At 42.0% G+C, this 17558-nt stretch carries 18 protein-coding genes; 3 read left to right on the plus strand and 15 right to left on the minus strand.

Annotated elements, in window-relative coordinates; translation table 11 throughout:
* Positions 1-337 precede the first annotated feature (337 nt).
* The 15 genes from cobN to V7O67_RS12675 all read right to left on the minus strand — a co-directional run bounded on the left by cobN (position 338) and on the right by V7O67_RS12675 (position 15089).
* Positions 338-5611: a cobaltochelatase subunit CobN gene (gene cobN, locus V7O67_RS12605; protein WP_406670148.1), complete on the minus strand. Its 5274-nt coding sequence runs from the start codon at positions 5609-5611 to the stop codon at positions 338-340.
* Between the two features lie 99 nt (positions 5612-5710).
* Positions 5711-6079, minus strand: coding sequence for a DUF2149 domain-containing protein (locus V7O67_RS12610; RefSeq protein WP_406670150.1), 369 nt, complete (start codon positions 6077-6079; stop codon positions 5711-5713).
* Entirely contained in the window at positions 6076-6699 is a 624-nt protein-coding gene (locus V7O67_RS12615) for a MotA/TolQ/ExbB proton channel family protein (protein WP_406670152.1), read from the minus strand. The genes V7O67_RS12610 and V7O67_RS12615 overlap by 4 nt, the downstream gene beginning before the upstream one ends.
* Positions 6700-6701: 2 nt before the next feature.
* Positions 6702-7376: a DUF2162 domain-containing protein gene (locus tag V7O67_RS12620; RefSeq protein WP_406670153.1), complete on the minus strand. Its 675-nt coding sequence runs from the start codon at positions 7374-7376 to the stop codon at positions 6702-6704.
* A gap of 398 nt (positions 7377-7774) precedes the next feature.
* A complete protein-coding gene (locus tag V7O67_RS12625; protein WP_406658253.1) occupies positions 7775-7924 on the minus strand; it encodes a 30S ribosomal protein S27ae in 150 nt (49 codons plus the stop codon).
* 9 nt (positions 7925-7933) lie between these two features.
* The gene (locus V7O67_RS12630; RefSeq protein ID WP_406657978.1) at positions 7934-8275 is read right to left on the minus strand and encodes a 30S ribosomal protein S24e; all 342 of its coding nucleotides are present in this window, start codon (positions 8273-8275) and stop codon (positions 7934-7936) included.
* Positions 8256-8849 carry a GTP-dependent dephospho-CoA kinase family protein gene (locus tag V7O67_RS12635; protein ID WP_406670154.1) on the minus strand — a complete coding sequence of 198 codons (594 nt, stop codon included), beginning with the start codon at positions 8847-8849 and terminating at the stop codon, positions 8256-8258. The genes V7O67_RS12630 and V7O67_RS12635 overlap by 20 nt, the downstream gene beginning before the upstream one ends.
* Positions 8850-9035 (minus strand): transcription elongation factor subunit Spt4, encoded by a 186-nt coding sequence (spt4, locus tag V7O67_RS12640; protein ID WP_406657976.1) that lies wholly within the window; start codon positions 9033-9035, stop codon positions 8850-8852.
* Positions 9036-9050: 15 nt separating this feature from the next.
* Complete coding sequence (locus V7O67_RS12645) at positions 9051-9617, minus strand: DNA-directed RNA polymerase (protein ID WP_406657975.1); 567 nt, start codon at positions 9615-9617, stop codon at positions 9051-9053.
* A 52-nt stretch (positions 9618-9669) separates the two neighbouring features.
* Entirely contained in the window at positions 9670-10047 is a 378-nt protein-coding gene (locus tag V7O67_RS12650; protein WP_406670155.1) for a DNA-binding protein, read from the minus strand.
* The gene (locus V7O67_RS12655) at positions 10044-11270 is read right to left on the minus strand and encodes a translation initiation factor IF-2 subunit gamma (protein WP_406657973.1); all 1227 of its coding nucleotides are present in this window, start codon (positions 11268-11270) and stop codon (positions 10044-10046) included. The genes V7O67_RS12650 and V7O67_RS12655 overlap by 4 nt, the downstream gene beginning before the upstream one ends.
* Before the next feature lie 235 nt (positions 11271-11505).
* Positions 11506-12261 carry an RAD55 family ATPase gene (locus tag V7O67_RS12660; RefSeq protein WP_406670156.1) on the minus strand — a complete coding sequence of 252 codons (756 nt, stop codon included), beginning with the start codon at positions 12259-12261 and terminating at the stop codon, positions 11506-11508.
* A 132-nt stretch (positions 12262-12393) separates the two neighbouring features.
* A complete protein-coding gene (locus V7O67_RS12665) occupies positions 12394-13551 on the minus strand; it encodes a formate--phosphoribosylaminoimidazolecarboxamide ligase family protein (protein WP_406670157.1) in 1158 nt (385 codons plus the stop codon).
* A gap of 79 nt (positions 13552-13630) precedes the next feature.
* Positions 13631-14236: a stage II sporulation protein M gene (locus V7O67_RS12670; protein ID WP_406670158.1), complete on the minus strand. Its 606-nt coding sequence runs from the start codon at positions 14234-14236 to the stop codon at positions 13631-13633.
* Positions 14237-14240: 4 nt separating this feature from the next.
* Positions 14241-15089 carry a DUF63 family protein gene (locus tag V7O67_RS12675; protein WP_342304496.1) on the minus strand — a complete coding sequence of 283 codons (849 nt, stop codon included), beginning with the start codon at positions 15087-15089 and terminating at the stop codon, positions 14241-14243.
* Between the two features lie 214 nt (positions 15090-15303).
* Here V7O67_RS12675 and V7O67_RS12680 point away from each other — a divergent pair, with 214 nt between their 5' ends.
* From V7O67_RS12680 to V7O67_RS12690, 3 genes are all read left to right on the plus strand, one after another.
* Positions 15304-16338 carry an NAD(P)-dependent glycerol-1-phosphate dehydrogenase gene (locus V7O67_RS12680; protein WP_406671484.1) on the plus strand — a complete coding sequence of 345 codons (1035 nt, stop codon included), beginning with the start codon at positions 15304-15306 and terminating at the stop codon, positions 16336-16338.
* A gap of 36 nt (positions 16339-16374) precedes the next feature.
* Positions 16375-16824, plus strand: coding sequence for a UPF0179 family protein (locus tag V7O67_RS12685; protein ID WP_342304495.1), 450 nt, complete (start codon positions 16375-16377; stop codon positions 16822-16824).
* An 87-nt stretch (positions 16825-16911) separates the two neighbouring features.
* Positions 16912-17538, plus strand: a complete 627-nt coding sequence (locus tag V7O67_RS12690) for a DUF2150 family protein (protein ID WP_406670159.1) — start codon at positions 16912-16914, stop codon at positions 17536-17538.
* Positions 17539-17558 lie beyond the last annotated feature (20 nt).

The following is a 17558-nucleotide window of genomic DNA, read 5'->3' on the forward strand; positions in this document are numbered from 1 at the left end:
TGTTTCAAGCACTCCATTTTTTGCTTGGCGGCTTAATGGAGTGCTATATAATAGTTATAATTCTAGCTCAACAAAAGCATAAAATAGGCTATGCTTTTCCAAAACTTCGTTTCTTCCTGCATAGCACTACGTGTGTTTAAATGAATATATATATAATTTTTTCAACAAACCACCATTTACACTATTGGTTATAATTACATCACTATAAGCAACATTAACTATATGTTAGCTTAGGTTTGTAATCGTTAAAACTAATAATTGTTGTATATATAAAAGTTTCGCTTTTTTCGCGATAAAAAAAGAAAATGCGCTTTTTTTGAAAAGCGCCAAAAACACTTCAGAACTGCCTTCTTCTCCAGAATCCTACATACATAATTCCTACAAGGCCAATCACCAGTACAGAAGCTACAATGTCTGAGCCTGATATAGAATAGGGACTGCTTTCAGATTCATCTTCAACAGTTTCCCTTGTCATTTCATAGCCCTCGACATAACTGTCTTCAACAGGTGACTTCAGGGAAGCTTCTTCTTCCAGTATTTCTCCTGCACCGGAATCAGTGAAGCTACTCTGATTTCCTCCACTGGTTTCAACAACATTCAGTTCAGTTCCGGTACTACTGGAACTCTTGCTGCTACTTGGAGTTGAAGTTGGAGTTGCTGTTTTCGGGAGTGGATTCCTTGTTTCCTCCATGATCTTCTTGTACTTGTCCATCTTTTCTTGTGACACCTGAATCCTTCCGGAATCGATCTCACTCTGGATGAACTCATCAAGTGTTGGGTTACCACAGGTGTGATGGCAGCATGTAACACCATTATCGTTAACAGTGTCAATATACTCGTTCACAATATCTTCCATAACATTATCTGAAGGGTTCCAGTTTCCTGTCCGAACCACTTCGATCAGTCTGCCAGTTGTTGATTCATAGGCATAGGGACTAGCATCTTTCATCCAATCCGATACTGCCTGGTCTGCAACGAACTTTCCATAGGTCTGGTCCCACATGTCATCGGTTACAAGACCAGGTGTCAGAGCTTCAAGTCCCCAGAGGTTCTCAACGAAGTTCATCATCATTCTGGCACCCTCGTAACCATGTGCCATCCATCCTTCAATGTTAGTATCACTGAAAACGGTGTACAGTTCGTTCGCGAGGTATGTTTCCATGTCCTCTACCACGAGGTCGTCAGGATTTTCCAGGTTGGCTACCAGAAGATCAGGCATTTCACCGGAGATGTGTTCAATGGCATTGGCCAGACCTGACATGTACTGGAAGAACTCATCGGTGTTTGTGGCACCGTAAGTGTTGGAACTTCTGCTGTGTACAAGCACTTCGGTTCCGTCCAGGATGTTCTCAAAGACAAATGTATCATCGATCTTTACATCCTCACCTGTCTGCTGCTTAATGTACTCCTCTACAGTCTGTCCCCAGAGGTTCTGGCCATAGATGTAGCTCATCTTGTTGATGTAAAGCTCAGCAAGCTCGCTGTTGTCATCCCAGGTGTTACTGGCTGACACAGCGTTTGACATTCCCGTTCCGTAGGAACCGTCCTCCGGACCGAATACCCTGAACTGTGCTATATCAAGTGACAGGTTGTAGTTACTGATGGTATCATTAAGAGATGACTGAAGAGCATCGGTGTTCTCCCTGACATAATTGGTGCCGGATTCATCCTCGTAGGCAAGTCTTACTGCCTTATCGATGAGTTCTACCTTCATTGGGAATGTATCCCTGTAAAGACCTGATATTTGTACCATGACATCGATGCGAGGTCTTCCCAGTTCAGCTGCTGGTATCAGTTCCACATCAACGACTTCACTATCGTCCTCATCCCAGACAGGTTTGACTCCAAGCAGATAGAATATCTGTGCTTCCATTACACCTTCGTGACGTGTGGATTCTCCAGCCCAAAGTATGTATCCTGCCTTGTTTGGGTATTCACCATGTTCTGCATAGTAATCGGTTATCCATTGGTCTACCAGTGCTGTACCCTCATCCCATGCATGTTTTGTTGGGATCAATTGTTCATCGAATGCATAGAAGTTCCTGCCTGTTGGCAGAGTGTCAGGACGGAGTATCGGATCGCCACCAAGGTTTGGCTCGATGAATCCTCCATCCATTGCCTTGAGCACCTGATCAACTTCATTATCTGCTTCTACCAGAAGTGCTGCATAATCAATTGCATTGGCAAGGTGACCATCCAAATCTGTGGAACTGTTACCGAGTAGTACCTGCATCTGAGCATCTGTTGTGTTCATGCTGTCAAGCAGAACAAGACTGAGTATGTCCAATGGTGCGGATTCAGACTCGTTGTAGACTGCAACAGCCTCTGTGTAGTCATCACCAAGCATGGAATTGATCATACCTACAAGTTCATCGTCCTGTGGTGCTTCGCCAAGTATGTGAAGTCCGTAAGGCATGGACTGGCTTCTCAGATCCCTTAGCACGTCATCCAGGTCATCCAGGAAGAAATCTACTGTGGCATTGTTCTCTGCAAGGCTCATGTTCACTCTGCTGTCAAGGCCAAGCTCCAGTGTAAGGGTTATTATGTCCTGCAGATGAGCCTGTAGAAGTGATTCGGATTCTGTGACTGATGTCTTGTAGGTATTGATCTTATCATTCAACACACTGTAATTACCGTAGCTTCCGGCAGACACTACAGGTGGTATCAGGTGGTCAATGATAACGGCATTGCCTCTGCGTTTTGCCTGCATTCCTTCTCCCATACCATCCATTACGTATGGATATACAACAGGTATGTCACCTGTCATGATAGCAGGCCATTCCTCACTGAGCAAGCAGAAATCCTTACCAGGTAGCCATTCAACGGTTCCATGTCTTCCCATATTAACTATTGCGTCGGCATCGAACTCGTTCTGCATCCATAGATAAAATGCAATGTATTGATGGTGAGGTGGTAGTTCCTCGTCATGGTAGAGTACTTCGTTGTCCTGCAACCATCCTCTTGTTGGCTGTGGCGCAAGGATCACATTGTCACTGAGGCTTATCTTCGGGATGACGATAAATCTGTCATCATTGCCATCGGTGTAGACCATTATCTCTCCGGGAGCCTCTCCCCACATGTCGATAACTTCTGTCCTTCTTACTTCGGGAAGTTCATTGAACCAGCCCAAATATGTGCTTTCAGGTATGAGTTCGACCTTTCCGGTCTCAACCATCTTGTCCAGTTCCCCGGGAGCCCATGTACCAACATTCCTTCCCTGATAGACCATGAGGTCCACGAGTTCTGTCTTGTTTGGTATGAGTGTTCCATTCACGTCGTATCCAGCATCATCCATTCCTTCAAGGAGGTTCACAATACTTGGTGCAACTTCCAGATATGATGCACCGATATTGTCCTTTCCGCCACCATGATTGTAGTAGATTATAGCTATCTTCTTGTCAGATTCTTCTTCAATACCAAGCTCTGCCTGAGCAATTGTACGTTCAATTAGCCAGTTAATCTGTTCATCATGTCCAATGTACTTTTCTACTGTACTGTCGTCCTCAACAATCGTTTCCAGAGCTCCGATCATAATAGGATCAATAGCACCTTCAGTTTCAGGTCTGTAAAGTCTTAGCATATTAGTTACTGGCAACGGAGTACTGGTTTCCATCCACTGGCTTGTGTTCATGTACCCGTTGAGTATGGCATTCATAACAGGCACTCCAAGTTCATCAAGATCAAAGTAATTTCCACGATAATGGAAGGAAACAACAGCATCAACTTTTGTCTGGCTGCTGTGGTTCAGATAGGGCTCAAGATAGTAGCCTGATTTTCCGTAACATGCAATGACATTCGCTCCTCTGCTTTCAAATCCCTCTATGATTTTATCAATTGGTTCCATGTCATCCAGATAGTAGGAGCCATAAAATGTGATGCCTATGGTTGGTGCGTTCTCATCGAAAGCATGTCCATCTGTTCTGTTGGCATACCAGCCAAAATACTCGTCTGCATCGACCACGAGGTATTCAGCAGGCATGTTTTCCATTCCTGGGTGATAAATTGCCTTTGGTATCACACTGGGTTCTTTTACAGTTAGATCATTACGACCATAATATTCCTGTGCCAGATAGAATATGAGATTGTCAAAGTTTGTGTCATCTAACGAAGCGCCAGACCAGTAGTCGTCCAAATGATCTTTGAATTTAGTAATTGTATCATAATTTGGATTGGACGGAAGTGTGTAATTGCTCTCAGGCAAATATGTATTCTGACCAATTACCAATGCGCCATTATCAATAGCTTCCTGAAGCGAATCCTCAAATTCTGAAGCACTCTGCGTAACCATTTTTATGTAAATTATATCCATATTGCTGAGATCAATATTATCAGGCAATTTTGTAGTGATATATGTACTTACATTTATGTTTAGCTCAGGATTAGAATTAACCCTGTTTGTGAAATTGGCAAGTTCTTCCTCATATGATGAATACCCGGTAATTATTGCTACATCCAGGTGAGGCTCATTGGTGATGGAAGATGCTCTTTGCTTCAGCAGAACCAGATCACTTGTCTTGTAGTAATAGGTGCTCATTGCATAAAGGTAAGTATTTCCTGTTATTGCTGATTTGTCCAGATATGCCAATACTTCGCTTTGATCTATATCTGATCCGCTGACTACTTCAAGCTCAAGGTCTGTAATGTCTGAGCTTTTTATGTTTATGTCTACTTTCCCATTGTACCATCTCCACTCATCATACTTTTTAGAATATGATTCATTGACCGAGTACAGGACATATTCTCCATTTGGAATATCTTCAAAAGTAAAATTACCGCTGCTATCAGATGTGGTGTTAGCTATAAGTTCATCTGTTTGTTTGTCAATGAGAACCAACGTACTTGCTTTGTAGTAATAGGTGCTCATTGCATAGAGGTAAGTATTTCCTGTTATTGCTGACTTGTCCAGATATGCCAATACTTCGCTTTGATCTATATCTGATCCGCTGGCCACTTCAAGTTCAAGGCCTGCAATGTCTGAGCTGTTTACTTTTATGTCCACTTTTCCGTTGTACCATCTCCACTCATCATACTTTTTAGAATATGATTCATTGACCGAGTACAGGACATATTCTCCATTTGGAATATCTTCAAAAGTAAAATTACCGCTGCTATCAGATGTGGTGTTAGCTATAAGTTCATCTGTTTGTTTGTCAATGAGAACCAACGTACTTGCTTTGTAGTAATAGGTGCTCATTGCATAGAGGTAAGTATTTCCTGTTATTGCTGACTTGTCCAGATATGCCAATACTTCGCTTTGATCTATATCTGATCCACTGGCCACTTCAAGTTCAAGGCCTGTAATGTCTGAACTATTTACTTTTATGTCTATTTTTCCATTGTACCATCTCCATTCGTCATATTTTTTAGAATATGATTCATTTACTGAGTACAGGACGTATTCTCCATTTGGAATATTCTCAAAAGTAAAATTTCCATTTGAGTCACTGGTCGTATTCGCAACAAACTCAAACTGGCTCAGGTCCAGTGCGGTTGCACTAGATGAAAACATAACTATGCTTAAAAGAAAGATTAGACTGATCTTTCCAGCAATTCCGATGTAATTTTTTTTAACTATTCTCTTTTCTATCATACCGACCACCATCTGATCCATTTATACTGACTTTTCATCCACCATTTTTATGGTTTAGTAACTATAAATTGTTTTAAAACAAATAAACTTGCGTTCATGATAATAAAAAAAAATAAAAAATTAAGTCGAGGTAGTATTTGCCCCCTCTTCTTCTGGCACATAAACAACCCTTCCATCAGCCAGTTTGTAAGCAGTACCAAGTGCTTCTCCTGTTCCACCGCCTATCTGGTCGGTCATGTTCAGAACTTCAATTGGTTTTCCCTGATCCTTGATGATTATCTTCATATCCTTTTGTCCAGGATTTTTTACGATGGTAATATCATCTGTCGGTGCAAGGAGTTCGGGCAGTTGGTATGACATAACCAGTGCAATAAGTAGTGCCACTGAGAAAACCATGGCAATATCAAAAAGGTTGGCAACCCCTGTAAGGGGGTTTTGTTCATCCTCATTATTTATAAGTCCTGTTCGCCGGCTTCTTCTTCTTTTCATTCCCCAACCTCCAGTGTGTCGAGAATATAGTCGATATCAGCCATATCCTGCCAGTACCATCTTTTTCTTACCTGTGTAAGCACATAGCCTATGGTTCCTGCGAACAGTCCGACCACTGTTGTAGCAAAAGCGATCATGAGGTTGTTTGCAAGCTGTACGATATCTCCCTGCGAAAGGCCAATGAGTGCAGGTCCCAGTGGAATTAGAGTTCCCATCAGGCCCAGCATTGGTGCGATAGTTGCAACGATCCTAGTCTGCTCAAGTCGTTTTGCCATTTTTATCTCATATTCCTGCGAAAGCCATTCGATTGAAGCCACCATATTCTCTTCAAGATGTTCTGCTGCCGACTTTGCGAAACTGGTGACCATGAAGTTCTGCTTTACGTTACGCAGAGATCCGGCCGCCTTACCGAATTCCGTGGAATTTACATGCTTTCTTGCTGTATCGCAGCATAGTTCGAGATTTTCGATATCACGGTTTCTTTTTGCGTACTCCGAAAGGAATTCTCCGATGAGAATCAGGGAGAATACCACGAGCAGTATAAGAATAATGATCACCGGGTATAGCAGTGAAGCTGAAAATGTGTACAGTATACCAAACAAAGATGAAGTTGTATCCATTTTTATTGACCTCTCATATAATTGAGGGCATAGCCCCCTATTATGAAAATGGTGAATACCAACAGTGGAATAATCTCGAACTCTCCCCCGCTACTTAGTACCAGGTTGAGTTTCTTTGCCTTGATATATGCAGGAACAAGCATTGCTCCGAGCATGTAGAATATCCCGAGGAACATCATCACTGTGCCCAGGTCTTCCGGAGAGCGGTTCAGCTTCCTGAAAACAAAGGTTGATGATATCACTGACAAGAAGAAAACGATCCCAACTATGATGCCTACCTTCCATCCGCTGATTTCAAGACTGGATGCAAGTATCATGCAGGATACAAAAAGAGCGGTAAGACAAACCGGGCAGGGGATAGAGATTACTAGGAAGGTTTTCTTTGAAACATCATGTCCGCAGTTCCATTTTTTCTGGGTATATATCCCGGCACCAATGAGGACAAGTGCTATGAATACATGTAATGTCATTCCAAGATTTGAAATAGCTTCAATATAGGATTGGTCCACTATTTCCACAAGACTCCCAAGTATTATGGAAATGACAAAGTAACTGCTTGCAAGTATCAGGATATCTCTTTTTCTGACAGTGGAAAACCCACATCCTACTCCGGTCTTCAGACCAAATATGAATATACCTATAAGGATACCTACAACTGCTGCATAAACGTAGCTCATTGAATTCCTCTTTTTTATAATTTATTATGAATATCGATGTGAGTAATTTTTATGAGTGAAAACAACTCATACATTATAGTTTAAACAATGTATATATATATTTAAATTATGCATGTTTGCTTTACAACTAATAAGTGCAAACAATCTACCTATTATTAAATCTTTCGGAATGTTCTCACATAAAATGCGTATCAGGCAGTATAAAATTTCACAATGTGCTGATACAGTACATATACAAAATATATTATCTATTATAATGAAAAAAAAGAGGTAACTTCAAAAAATAGTTAAAACGTAAATTTTTCAGGTTCAATACAGATGTAACTAGCACATCTGGTTTTTAAGAAAAAGTTCTAAAAAAAAGAAGACAACCCTTTATGGGCTGTACTATACAATAATTATTTTTTAAATTCTGTGTAGCCACATTTGCCGCAGGAGCGTCTGTCCTTGTGCTCTGCGAGGAATACGCCTTCACCGCAACGGGGACATGGCTGGTGTGTTCTTTCGATTGAATCGCCACTGACTTTGTAATAATCCTTTACTGCCATCATATCACCTTATTCTTCAGGAGTTTCAGATGCTTCTGCTTCTTCAACTACTTCCTCTTCCTTAACTTCAGGCTCAGGGAGTACGTTCCTTTTAAGGACATAGTCTGCTTCGACCTGTTTCATCCTTTCGGCATTTTCATATACTTTTATATATGCGCTTGCTGCCTGCTTACCGAACTCGTTATCCATTTTCTGGATGATCACAAGTTCCAGAGGTACGTTCATCATAGCGGCAACTTTTCCTTTTACCTGGTCCCTGGAAGGTGTTGCTCCGTCGAATTCAATGTCCAGGTTCAACTCACGTCTGTTGAGAAGTGCGTTGTTTTTTTCTTTAATGATTTTGATGTCCATCTAATTTTCTCCAAATGGTTTTTACTTCTTCTGAATCATGATCCTGTTCTTTGAGTATTTCAGTTAACAGGTTCTTCATTTGTTCCTTTTTAGGTAACGTTATCTTAACAAGCACAACACCTTCGTCCGGCTGCCCATAAAGAACAGCTGAGCCTTCAGGTGCCATTAGAATTGCGGGCAATGCTGCAAGGTCTTCTTCGCCGCGCACGAATATTCGGACACGTTCATCTGATCTTATGGCGCTACCAACAGCATCTATCAGATCCTCGGTTATGACCCCGGCTGGATTGTCAACGAATATTTCAGTGAAGCCTTTATGCTTTGTACCCACAACGACCCGGTCAGAAGCCGGTCCGCGTTTTGTCCGGTCATCCACTATCAGGATGTCCGGTATAATATCTGAGTTGAGCAAGTGGAATGTAGTAACATCACCTACGGATATAAGTTTTGTGGGACTTCCCAGATCCCCTGAAAGCTTCCTGATAGTGTCATCGCCTTTTCCTCTGTAAAGGCTCCCAAAACTCTCCCGAAAACGTGGTCGCAGTGTATCGGGTAAAGTTAAATGAAGGCCCAACTAGCGCACCTTCAGAGCATACTTGTCAGCTACTTTCACATCGATTTTCTTTGCTATCTCCGAACGTTCCGGATCTATAATAATAACCATGCCACTCCAGTCTGCACTGAGATTGCTGGAGCCGCAGATAGGACATGTCTGGCCTGAGATTATGCGATGGCATTCACGACAAACCTGGTCACTCATCTATTCACCCTCCAATCATTCTGCCTTATCAGCTTTTGGCTTTTTCTGTTCCTCGATCCATTCGATCTTTCCGAGAGAGTGCTGTCTCATGGTAAGCCCTATTTTGCTTTCCCTTGGCTCTCTTTCGTTGATACTGACAGCGACTATACGGGCTCTTACTTTGTCACCTTCAGAAAGTGATTTTCCACCGGTTTTGCTTACAAGCCTGCCGTTTTTACCATCATAAGACATGAAATCGTCGGTTATCTGGCTCACATGTAAAAGGCCGTCCATTGCTCCGATGCTGACAAAAGCACCGAAATCAACAGTCTCGACAACTTCTCCTTCAATGACTTCCTGTATTATCGGAACGAATACAATTGCTTCAAAAGTAACGTCATAATACACTGCACCGTCGCCTACAAGAATGTGTCCTTCTCCAATCTCATCGATTTCAGTAATGGCAACAATGGCACCAAGCGCTTTATCGATCCTGCCTTCAAGCTTGTCCCTCAGGGCAGCTTTGACATTTGTTTTCACATCTCCGCCCAAAAGGTCTGGCGCCACACGAATTGTGTCCGCTAGTTTCATCTTTTTGTACATGTGATTGACTCCAATTATCCCGATATGATTAATTTAAATGCTTTATTTGGTTTTAAACTTCATCTGTGATCTTCTCAAGCCTGTTTTTCTGTCGCAGGCATATGGCGGGTACATCTCTTTTTTTCAATCTTTTCCGTAACCCTATGTCATTGGTGAGCACAGATGCCGCATGACTGATAGCAAGGTCCAGGATGACATCATCTGCATGTCCGTCTGCCTGGATTATCTCACACCTATCTGCCATTGCTCGCGCAACCTTTGCAGCTGTTCTGTCTCCGCCTTTGAGATTCTTTATCAGGATATCCAGTTCGTTGATAACTGCTGTAGGGACGAGATATGTGTCATATCCAAGTCTTTTGAGTTCCTCAAAAATATCGACATTGAACTGTACCGGTATCATCAGGCCATTTGTATCGATAATGACTTTCAATCCTTAATTACTCCTACACCAATAAGGCGCCAGCGGGATCCTACACGCCTGCTGATGGCCACAGTTGATCCGATATCTGCACAGACCGGTCTCTTTAGCTTGACCTCGGCGATATCTGTCCTCGCACTGGTGACAATACCTACAGTAGTAGCAGTTCCAACGTTGAGCATTAAAGGCTCGCTTGTCTTAATGGCCCCGATCTCTTCTTCATCACTAACTCCTACCACCCTTTCAAGAAGGTGTAGCTCAAGTGCAAATGAGTCATGAGTTGGTGGAAGGGTTCCGGGTGAACCTGCGACCTGTCCTGTAAGTGTGTCGCTCTTTGTCAATGAAGGGTCAAGTGTGGTTCCGACTGCAAGCAATCCGCCTGGGCTTGCTTCTTCCACATTTTCTTTTCCGGCCACGATTCTGGATATTTTAGTTTTAATAGGCTCCCATCGGGTGGTTCCTTCGCTTTCAACCTTTATTCCCGGACGCACTTCCATCTCATCACCGGCACGCAATGAGCCTTCTGTAAGTGTGCCGCCTATTACTCCACCTGTTATATCTTTAATAGGTGTACCGGGCTTGTTAATGTCGAAAGACCTTGCTATAAGCATATGTGGCGGCTTGTCCAGCTTGTGGACTGGTGTCGGTATGATTTCCTCCATTGCCTGGATGAGGGAATCTACGTTTGTATTCTGCTGGGCAGAAACCGGTATGATTGGTGCATTCTCAGCAACAGTTCCCTTTACAAAATCCTTGATCTGGTGATAATGTTCAATGAGCTGCTCCCTGGATACCAGGTCTATCTTATTCTGCACTATTACCAGGTTCTTAATGCCAATAATATTCAATGCCATTAAGTGTTCCTTGGTCTGTGGTTGCGGGCATTCCTCATTAGCAGCGATTACAAGAATAGCTCCGTCCATAATGGCAGCACCTGAAAGCATAGTGGCCATGAGTGTCTCATGGCCTGGTGCATCGACAAAAGATACTGTCCTGAGCTCTTCAGAGGGCTCTTTACACCCTTCACATTTTTTAGAAACAGTATAACATTCCGGCTCAGGGCAGTTAGGGCACTTCCTGAATGTCGCATCCGCGTATCCGAGGCGGATAGATATACCACGCTTCATCTCTTCACTATGTGTATCTGTCCAGACTCCTGACAGTGCGCTGACAAGTGTGGTTTTTCCATGGTCGACATGACCTACCATGCCGATATTAACGCTAGGTTGACTCAATTTTTTATTTCCCTCCGGGTTGAGCAATAATTCGAATGTACAAAATATATGAAAGATTTTATTGATTGCAGTTTAGGTTTGTGCTATCATTCAATTAATCATATTTAAATGATTTCAAACAAAACAGAAAGTACAAATGCCTATAGTATGGCAAAACAGTTCTTATTCTTTTAATGGTGTATATAGCTTACTACGAAAAAGAGTACATAGAAGATAGGGCCTGAATTTACAGTTCTCAAACAAAAGCATTGAGGGCATCTTTTATGATCTCATCCCTCTGGAATATCTTCTCTATTTTTATACCTTCTTTTGTTATCTTGAAATTAAGGGGGTCAAGTGAAAGATAGGTACATCTCATTTTTGGAATATACATTTGACGCATACCTCTTCCGGTTGCAGGATCACGGTCCGTATAAAGTTCAATGTTCCCAAAAGACGTGTGCTGTGCAATAGCATGTTTTGTCTTAGAGTCTTCCTGACCTATTAAAAAAAGTGTTGTACATTTTTTAGCGAATAGGATGTCATTTATAGCAAAGAACTTGTCCGCAAAATCTTCTGTGCTGTGATAAAGGGACAACATGTCAAGATTGTCTATTACTACGATCTCTACGTCATCAGGTATATCCTGTACGTTCTGGACACAATCCTTTTCAAGGAATCCTATTCCTGTTCCGTGTCTTTCAGCATTATATATTTTGTTCGTGCGGGTTTCAAATGATTTAGTAATAAGCAGGGTTCCTTTGTCAATGCAAGTCTGAAAATCAATTCCTATGCTCAAAGCCTGTTCAAGGTAACTCTCAACGTTAACCTGGGTGAGCATTAGCATACATTTTTTTCCGTCTTTGCATGACCTGTGAAGAAAATGAGTTGCAAGGATACTTTTTCCCGATCCAGGGGGTCCACTTATCAGAATGCCCTGTTGTGAAGGATACCCACCTTCGAGTATTTCGTCAAGTTCATAGATTCCTGTTGGAACCCTGTTGATTTCCATGCGCATGATAGTATGCACACAGTTGTATAAAAAGACTTTTATTTACTTCTGTATATTAATTCATGTTGATGCAAACTGAAAAATTAAAGAAAGTCTGAACTTAACTGTCCAGACCATTACAAAAAAGATCGTTTATGTTATTATCTTGTCGAGCTGATCGGTCTCAATAGCCCTTCTGATCTCGTGGGCAACACGGCGACCTGTGCTCATTGGTCTTCTCCATGTGGTGTTGCCGTAGGGATGACCAACAGACATGTGGACGTTAGTACCTCCGCCTACCCTTGGTGCTACATCGTAGATGTAGTAGTTCAGATCCTTATCGACACAGGTCTGCAGGCAGAAGGGTCCTATGATTCCCGGATCATAATATTTCTTTGCAGCTTCCACGTATTTCTCACAGAGCCTGAATGCTTCTTCAAGGAGTGATTCTCTAAGGGTTGCAGAGTTGTGACCACACACAGTATACTCGGGAGTCAGCTGGTGTTCTGCCAGATTCATCTGCTGGGGTGCAGGTAGTCTGACATGACCGTCCAGACTTGTCTCAAACCTCCAATCTACGCCCAGCAGCTCGAGTTTATTCATCTCTGACTCGATGGGTGAATAGAACATATCCAGGTTGAAAACAGGTCCTATTATGTATCTCTCAATCCTTGCACTCTTAAGAGCTTCTTCTGTTATGACTCCCTGTTTCAGGAGTGCCTGTGATTTTTCAAGATATTCCTCATATGTACCTGCGGTGAAGAAACCCCTTTCAAGTTTCTTTACAGCATGAGGCAGTTTGACCATCACAAGCTCATCTATATCCTGTGGGTCTTCTATTCTTTCAGGGAATGGCAGGCCTGCCTTCTCAAGCAACCAGTAATAGTCCCTTTCCATTCCTCTTTCCTCACTCCTGAGCATGTTCCTGCTGCCCACAAGCGGGACTTTGAAATTGTTCTCCACATCATCGATGCCACAGTAGGAAGTGAATGATCTGTTTGGTATGAAAAGTACATTTTCATCAATGAGCTTCTGCTGGTTCTCAGCTTTGATGACTTCATTGAACTTTTTCAGGGATATGGATTCGTCCACTATTCCCCTGGTAACTTTGCCATTGGCGTTTCTCTGTGACTTAAAATAATCTGTGTATGTTTTTTCACGGCCTTCCTGGCAAAGGGCCAGTGTCCTGAAGTCTTCTTCAATTGCACCGTCGAAGATGTCCAGTGCTGAGTGTGAGGCAACAGCGCCTATTTTTAATTTGTCAATGTCATAATCTTCGATAATCTCTATGATCTCTTTTCTGTCTATCATCGTACGACCTCGATCTTTTTCCAGACATTGTATTTAGTATTAATAAATCTGTTCACGTCAAAATGCTTTGTTTGGAATTTCAAATTCCAGCCACCAGATAAATTATCACGGGTGTTATGAAAGTCTCTATAATAGCTGCAAGTAATATGAGTGGGAACAACCAGTGCAGGTAGAATTTAATTCCCCTGATAATCTCTCCCTTAAGGTCAGCAGGCTGTGAGCGGATGGTATTTAGTGCCACGTATCCTATCTTCAATCCAATAGCAGATGAAATAAGGAGCATGGGTATCTCTATTATTCCGTGAGGTGTCAGGCCTGCAATTATAAACAGGGTTCCACTTTCAACTGCCTGATAATGTGCGAATACTCCCAGAATAAAGCCGTTCAGCACCAAAAATCCAAAGGGAATTATACCCAGGGCGAAACCAAGCAGTATCGAGAAGAACATTTTCACAGAATTATTCACAAAAATAAGCAGCATAATCTCAAAAGCAGAAAGGCCCTGAAGCATTTCTGCGAGTTCTTCCAGCCCGCTAAGTGAATTCAATGCGTATGAAGGTTCAATTGTGTAATAGGCGTAACCTGCAATAGTTGACAATACAAAAAATAAAAGACTGATCCATACGAAAGGTATCAGCTCATCAATGTATGTCCTGAATGCCTCTTTTGTGTTTTCATTATGCATTGGCTTAAACCCCAAATGCCATCCTGATAGTGTTCCTGCATGCAGGTGATAATCCAAGGACTATGATGACTAGTTTAAGGAAGGTCTTTAATGTCTGTGATTCTTCGTCCTCGTCAAAATGATTATCCAGTATATACAGTACCGGGATGAATATAGATAGTTTTAACGGATACATCACAAATGCAGTGCCTGTAAGGTCGATAAGGTATGATGGTACTACATGCTTTTCGTAATATCCGAGAAAATCAATTCCTGCAATAGTTGAAGATGCATCCATAAGGTGAACCCAGAGTATTGCTATATTGATCTTACTTTTGAGCAGGTCAAAACCTATACGGTCGAATACGAATTTTGTAAAATATACTATCAGGCTTGCTGCGCATACGACAAAAACAGGCACCCATGGGAGTATCATGTCTTCAAGATAGGACAGGATTGTGAGGTTCACAAGGAACCATGCGAGTCCAAAACCTGCAAAGTTCTTTCGATAATCTCCTGTTCCATTTAACTTCACGATCCATTTTGAAAGGACCAGGAAGAACACTGTTATTGCAAATACAACAAAATAGATATTTGGGGTTATGAACAGGTAACTTATAGGGGCGGTCAGGATTCCCGTATCTTCTATAACCCTGAGGGATGAACCCGCAAGGATGAAAGGAATAACAGATACTGTGAACCTGTCATCTATCTCTATATCCAGTTTTTTCAACAACTTTACAACGCCGAAAATACATATTCCCAGCAATATCGCCCATGTAACTGTATTAACGATATTGTAACCACTATCATGAAGAATGGGGTCTATGTAATAATCGTTAATGAATCGGGTAACTTTATCTATTAATGGCATTATAATCACAGCAGTAGCATAATATAGGAATATCCTAAATACAACTAATATTTAATAGCTTATGGGAAGTACCTAATATATCAAAAGAAATTTCCCAAATCAAGTCATGTTCCTATTTGCAGCTAATGCTTGATAGTATTTGATTATTAAAAATTTAATTATTCAGTTTTTGGCAGGTATATGAGTGATCCCGACAATAGGCAAGAAAAAATGGATGCAATTACCAAGGGATGTTGTTGTAGGTCCTGATGTTATCTATGACATGAAGGATGTTTGCGATGACCTGAAACTTAGGGAAGGTGCTTTTATTGTTACGGGAAACAATACTAAGAAGATAGCAGGAGATGTTGTATTTGACCTGCTGTCTGAATGTGGTTACGACCCATCTATCACAGTTTCAAAAGAAGCATCCATGGCCGAAGTCAAAAAAGCGGCTGCACAGGCGAAGGAATCAAATTCTAAATACTTGATCGGAGTCGGAAGCGGTAAATCCATAGATGTGGCGAAACTTGCCGCCACACAGCTCGATCTTCCCTTCATAAGTGTCCCTACAGCTGCATCACATGATGGCATTGTATCTTCTAGGGCTTCAATACACGACAAGGGAAAAAAAACATCAATCGAGGTAAATGCTCCCATGGCTGTGATAGCGGATACCCATATAATAGCCAGTGCGCCTTACCGTTTGCTTGCAGCAGGATGCGGAGATATCATTTCTAATTATACGGCCGTGAAGGACTGGGAACTTGCACATCGCCTGACTAATGAATCTTTTAGTGAATATGCTGCAGCCCTGTCCCTGATGACTGCAAGGATACTAATCGATTCTGCTGATTCTATAAAACCGGATCTGGAAAGTTCTGTAAGAATGGTTGTAAAGGCTCTTGTATCCAGTGGCGTTGCAATGAGCATTGCAGGTTCATCAAGGCCGGCATCCGGATCGGAGCATATGTTCAGTCATGCTCTGGACACGGTAGCTCCAAAACATGCTTTGCACGGAGAACAATGCGGAATCGGAACAATTATGATGATGTATCTGCATGGTGGTGACTGGTGCAGTATAAAAGAATGCCTGGAAATCATAGGAGCACCTACGACCGCTGAAGAACTTGGTATTGAAGATAAGTATATATTAGAGGCGCTTCTTGTTGCACATACGATCCGCCCGGAAAGATACACTATACTTGGTGCAGGTCTTACTTCCGAGGCTGCAGAGAAAGTCGCACGCTTAACAAAAGTTATTTCATAGTAGGATAGCTAAATTCAATTGATCAAGGTGATTTATATGACAGATAATAATACTACCATTACACTTATTGGTTCAAGGCTTGCAAAAGAAGGCGAGGATTTCATATTTATGGGTGAGTCCCGTGAATGTAAGAAATGCAAGCTGAGGCGTACCTGTTTGAATCTTGTACCTGGTCGCAAGTATCGTGTTGCAAAGGTCAGAAGCGATACAGTTCACGAATGTTTCATTCATGATAGTGGAGTGCTGACTGTTGATGTTGAAAGTTCCCCGATCGTTGCGGCGATTGAGTCCCGCAAGGCAGTGGAAGGTTCTAAGATTAGCTACGAACACCCAAAATGCCAGACTTTCGATGACAGTGTTTATGACATCTTTTATCCCGAAGGTCTTAAGGAAGGGGACAAATGTACAGTTGTTAAGGTACTTGGTCCTATGGATGAGGACATGGTTTCAGGATGTTCTCTTAAAATGGTGGAACTAAAAGTATAGTTTCGTTGCGAACATCTTTTATATAAAAAGCAATTCGTAATAATAAGCTGAAATATTAAATTTATACTATCATACAGAGGTAATTATATGGCAGGGAAGGACGGTGATGTGTTACATCATGATTTTTATACGGCAGAGCGTTGGAACAACTGGTTAAACCAGGTAAAAGAGAGTGATTTCAAGTTCGAGGAATCCGATGAGCCACAGGGAAAAGAAGGAGCTATTTTTGTCAATATGGAAGACGATATTATCCTTGCCTGTTTGAAAATAATTGCAAAATGTGAAAAGAAGCAGGTATCTCCGGAGTCTGCATTGGAGTATGTTGCACAGATAAGGGATGTCGCACTTGCGGAAATAGACTCTATCTCCGAGGATGCAGATCTTATGATTGATTCGCTCCAGACTTCTCTTATAGGAAGTTTTGCAGCATGTGAATGCTACCTTGGTGGCGATTACGACGAAAAAGACAGTGTTGACGACCTGGTAAAGGTTGCCCTTGAAGCAGAGGCATCAGATGACATAGAGATCGCCCTTGCTACGGTCGCCGAGATCGGAGCATTGATCCTGAAAGGAAATAGCTTCTCCGATAAGACTATGGAAGAAGTTCCATACGGACTTGTAGCGGAATGGCTTGATGGAATAGAGTCAATTTCAGCTGCAATGGTGGGCTCGGACAGTTACAAGGACGATGAAGAGGACGATGGAAAGAACTGAGTTCTTTCTATTCTCTTTTT

This window comes from Methanolobus sp. ZRKC4 (assembly GCF_045291305.1).
Taxonomy (GTDB): Archaea; Halobacteriota; Methanosarcinia; order Methanosarcinales; family Methanosarcinaceae; genus Methanolobus.

What these genes read in the sequence shown, in the direction of transcription:
- V7O67_RS12625 (WP_406658253.1), bottom strand. Translation starts at nt 7,924, where the DNA reads ATGGCAGTAAAGGATTATTACAAAGTCAGTGGCGATTCAATCGAAAGA.
- V7O67_RS12685 (WP_342304495.1), top strand. Translation starts at nt 16,375, where the DNA reads ATGACAGATAATAATACTACCATTACACTTATTGGTTCAAGGCTTGCA.
- V7O67_RS12610 (WP_406670150.1), bottom strand. Translation starts at nt 6,079, where the DNA reads ATGAAAAGAAGAAGAAGCCGGCGAACAGGACTTATAAATAATGAGGAT.
- V7O67_RS12615 (WP_406670152.1), bottom strand. Translation starts at nt 6,699, where the DNA reads ATGGATACAACTTCATCTTTGTTTGGTATACTGTACACATTTTCAGCT.
- V7O67_RS12660 (WP_406670156.1), bottom strand. Translation starts at nt 12,261, where the DNA reads ATGGAAATCAACAGGGTTCCAACAGGAATCTATGAACTTGACGAAATA.
- cobN (WP_406670148.1), bottom strand. Translation starts at nt 5,611, where the DNA reads ATGGATCAGATGGTGGTCGGTATGATAGAAAAGAGAATAGTTAAAAAA.
- V7O67_RS12645 (WP_406657975.1), bottom strand. Translation starts at nt 9,617, where the DNA reads ATGTACAAAAAGATGAAACTAGCGGACACAATTCGTGTGGCGCCAGAC.
- V7O67_RS12665 (WP_406670157.1), bottom strand. Translation starts at nt 13,551, where the DNA reads ATGATAGACAGAAAAGAGATCATAGAGATTATCGAAGATTATGACATT.
- V7O67_RS12690 (WP_406670159.1), top strand. Translation starts at nt 16,912, where the DNA reads ATGGCAGGGAAGGACGGTGATGTGTTACATCATGATTTTTATACGGCA.
- V7O67_RS12675 (WP_342304496.1), bottom strand. Translation starts at nt 15,089, where the DNA reads ATGCCATTAATAGATAAAGTTACCCGATTCATTAACGATTATTACATA.
- spt4 (WP_406657976.1), bottom strand. Translation starts at nt 9,035, where the DNA reads ATGAGTGACCAGGTTTGTCGTGAATGCCATCGCATAATCTCAGGCCAG.
- V7O67_RS12620 (WP_406670153.1), bottom strand. Translation starts at nt 7,376, where the DNA reads ATGAGCTACGTTTATGCAGCAGTTGTAGGTATCCTTATAGGTATATTC.
- V7O67_RS12630 (WP_406657978.1), bottom strand. Translation starts at nt 8,275, where the DNA reads ATGGACATCAAAATCATTAAAGAAAAAAACAACGCACTTCTCAACAGA.
- V7O67_RS12680 (WP_406671484.1), top strand. Translation starts at nt 15,304, where the DNA reads ATGCAATTACCAAGGGATGTTGTTGTAGGTCCTGATGTTATCTATGAC.
- V7O67_RS12670 (WP_406670158.1), bottom strand. Translation starts at nt 14,236, where the DNA reads ATGCATAATGAAAACACAAAAGAGGCATTCAGGACATACATTGATGAG.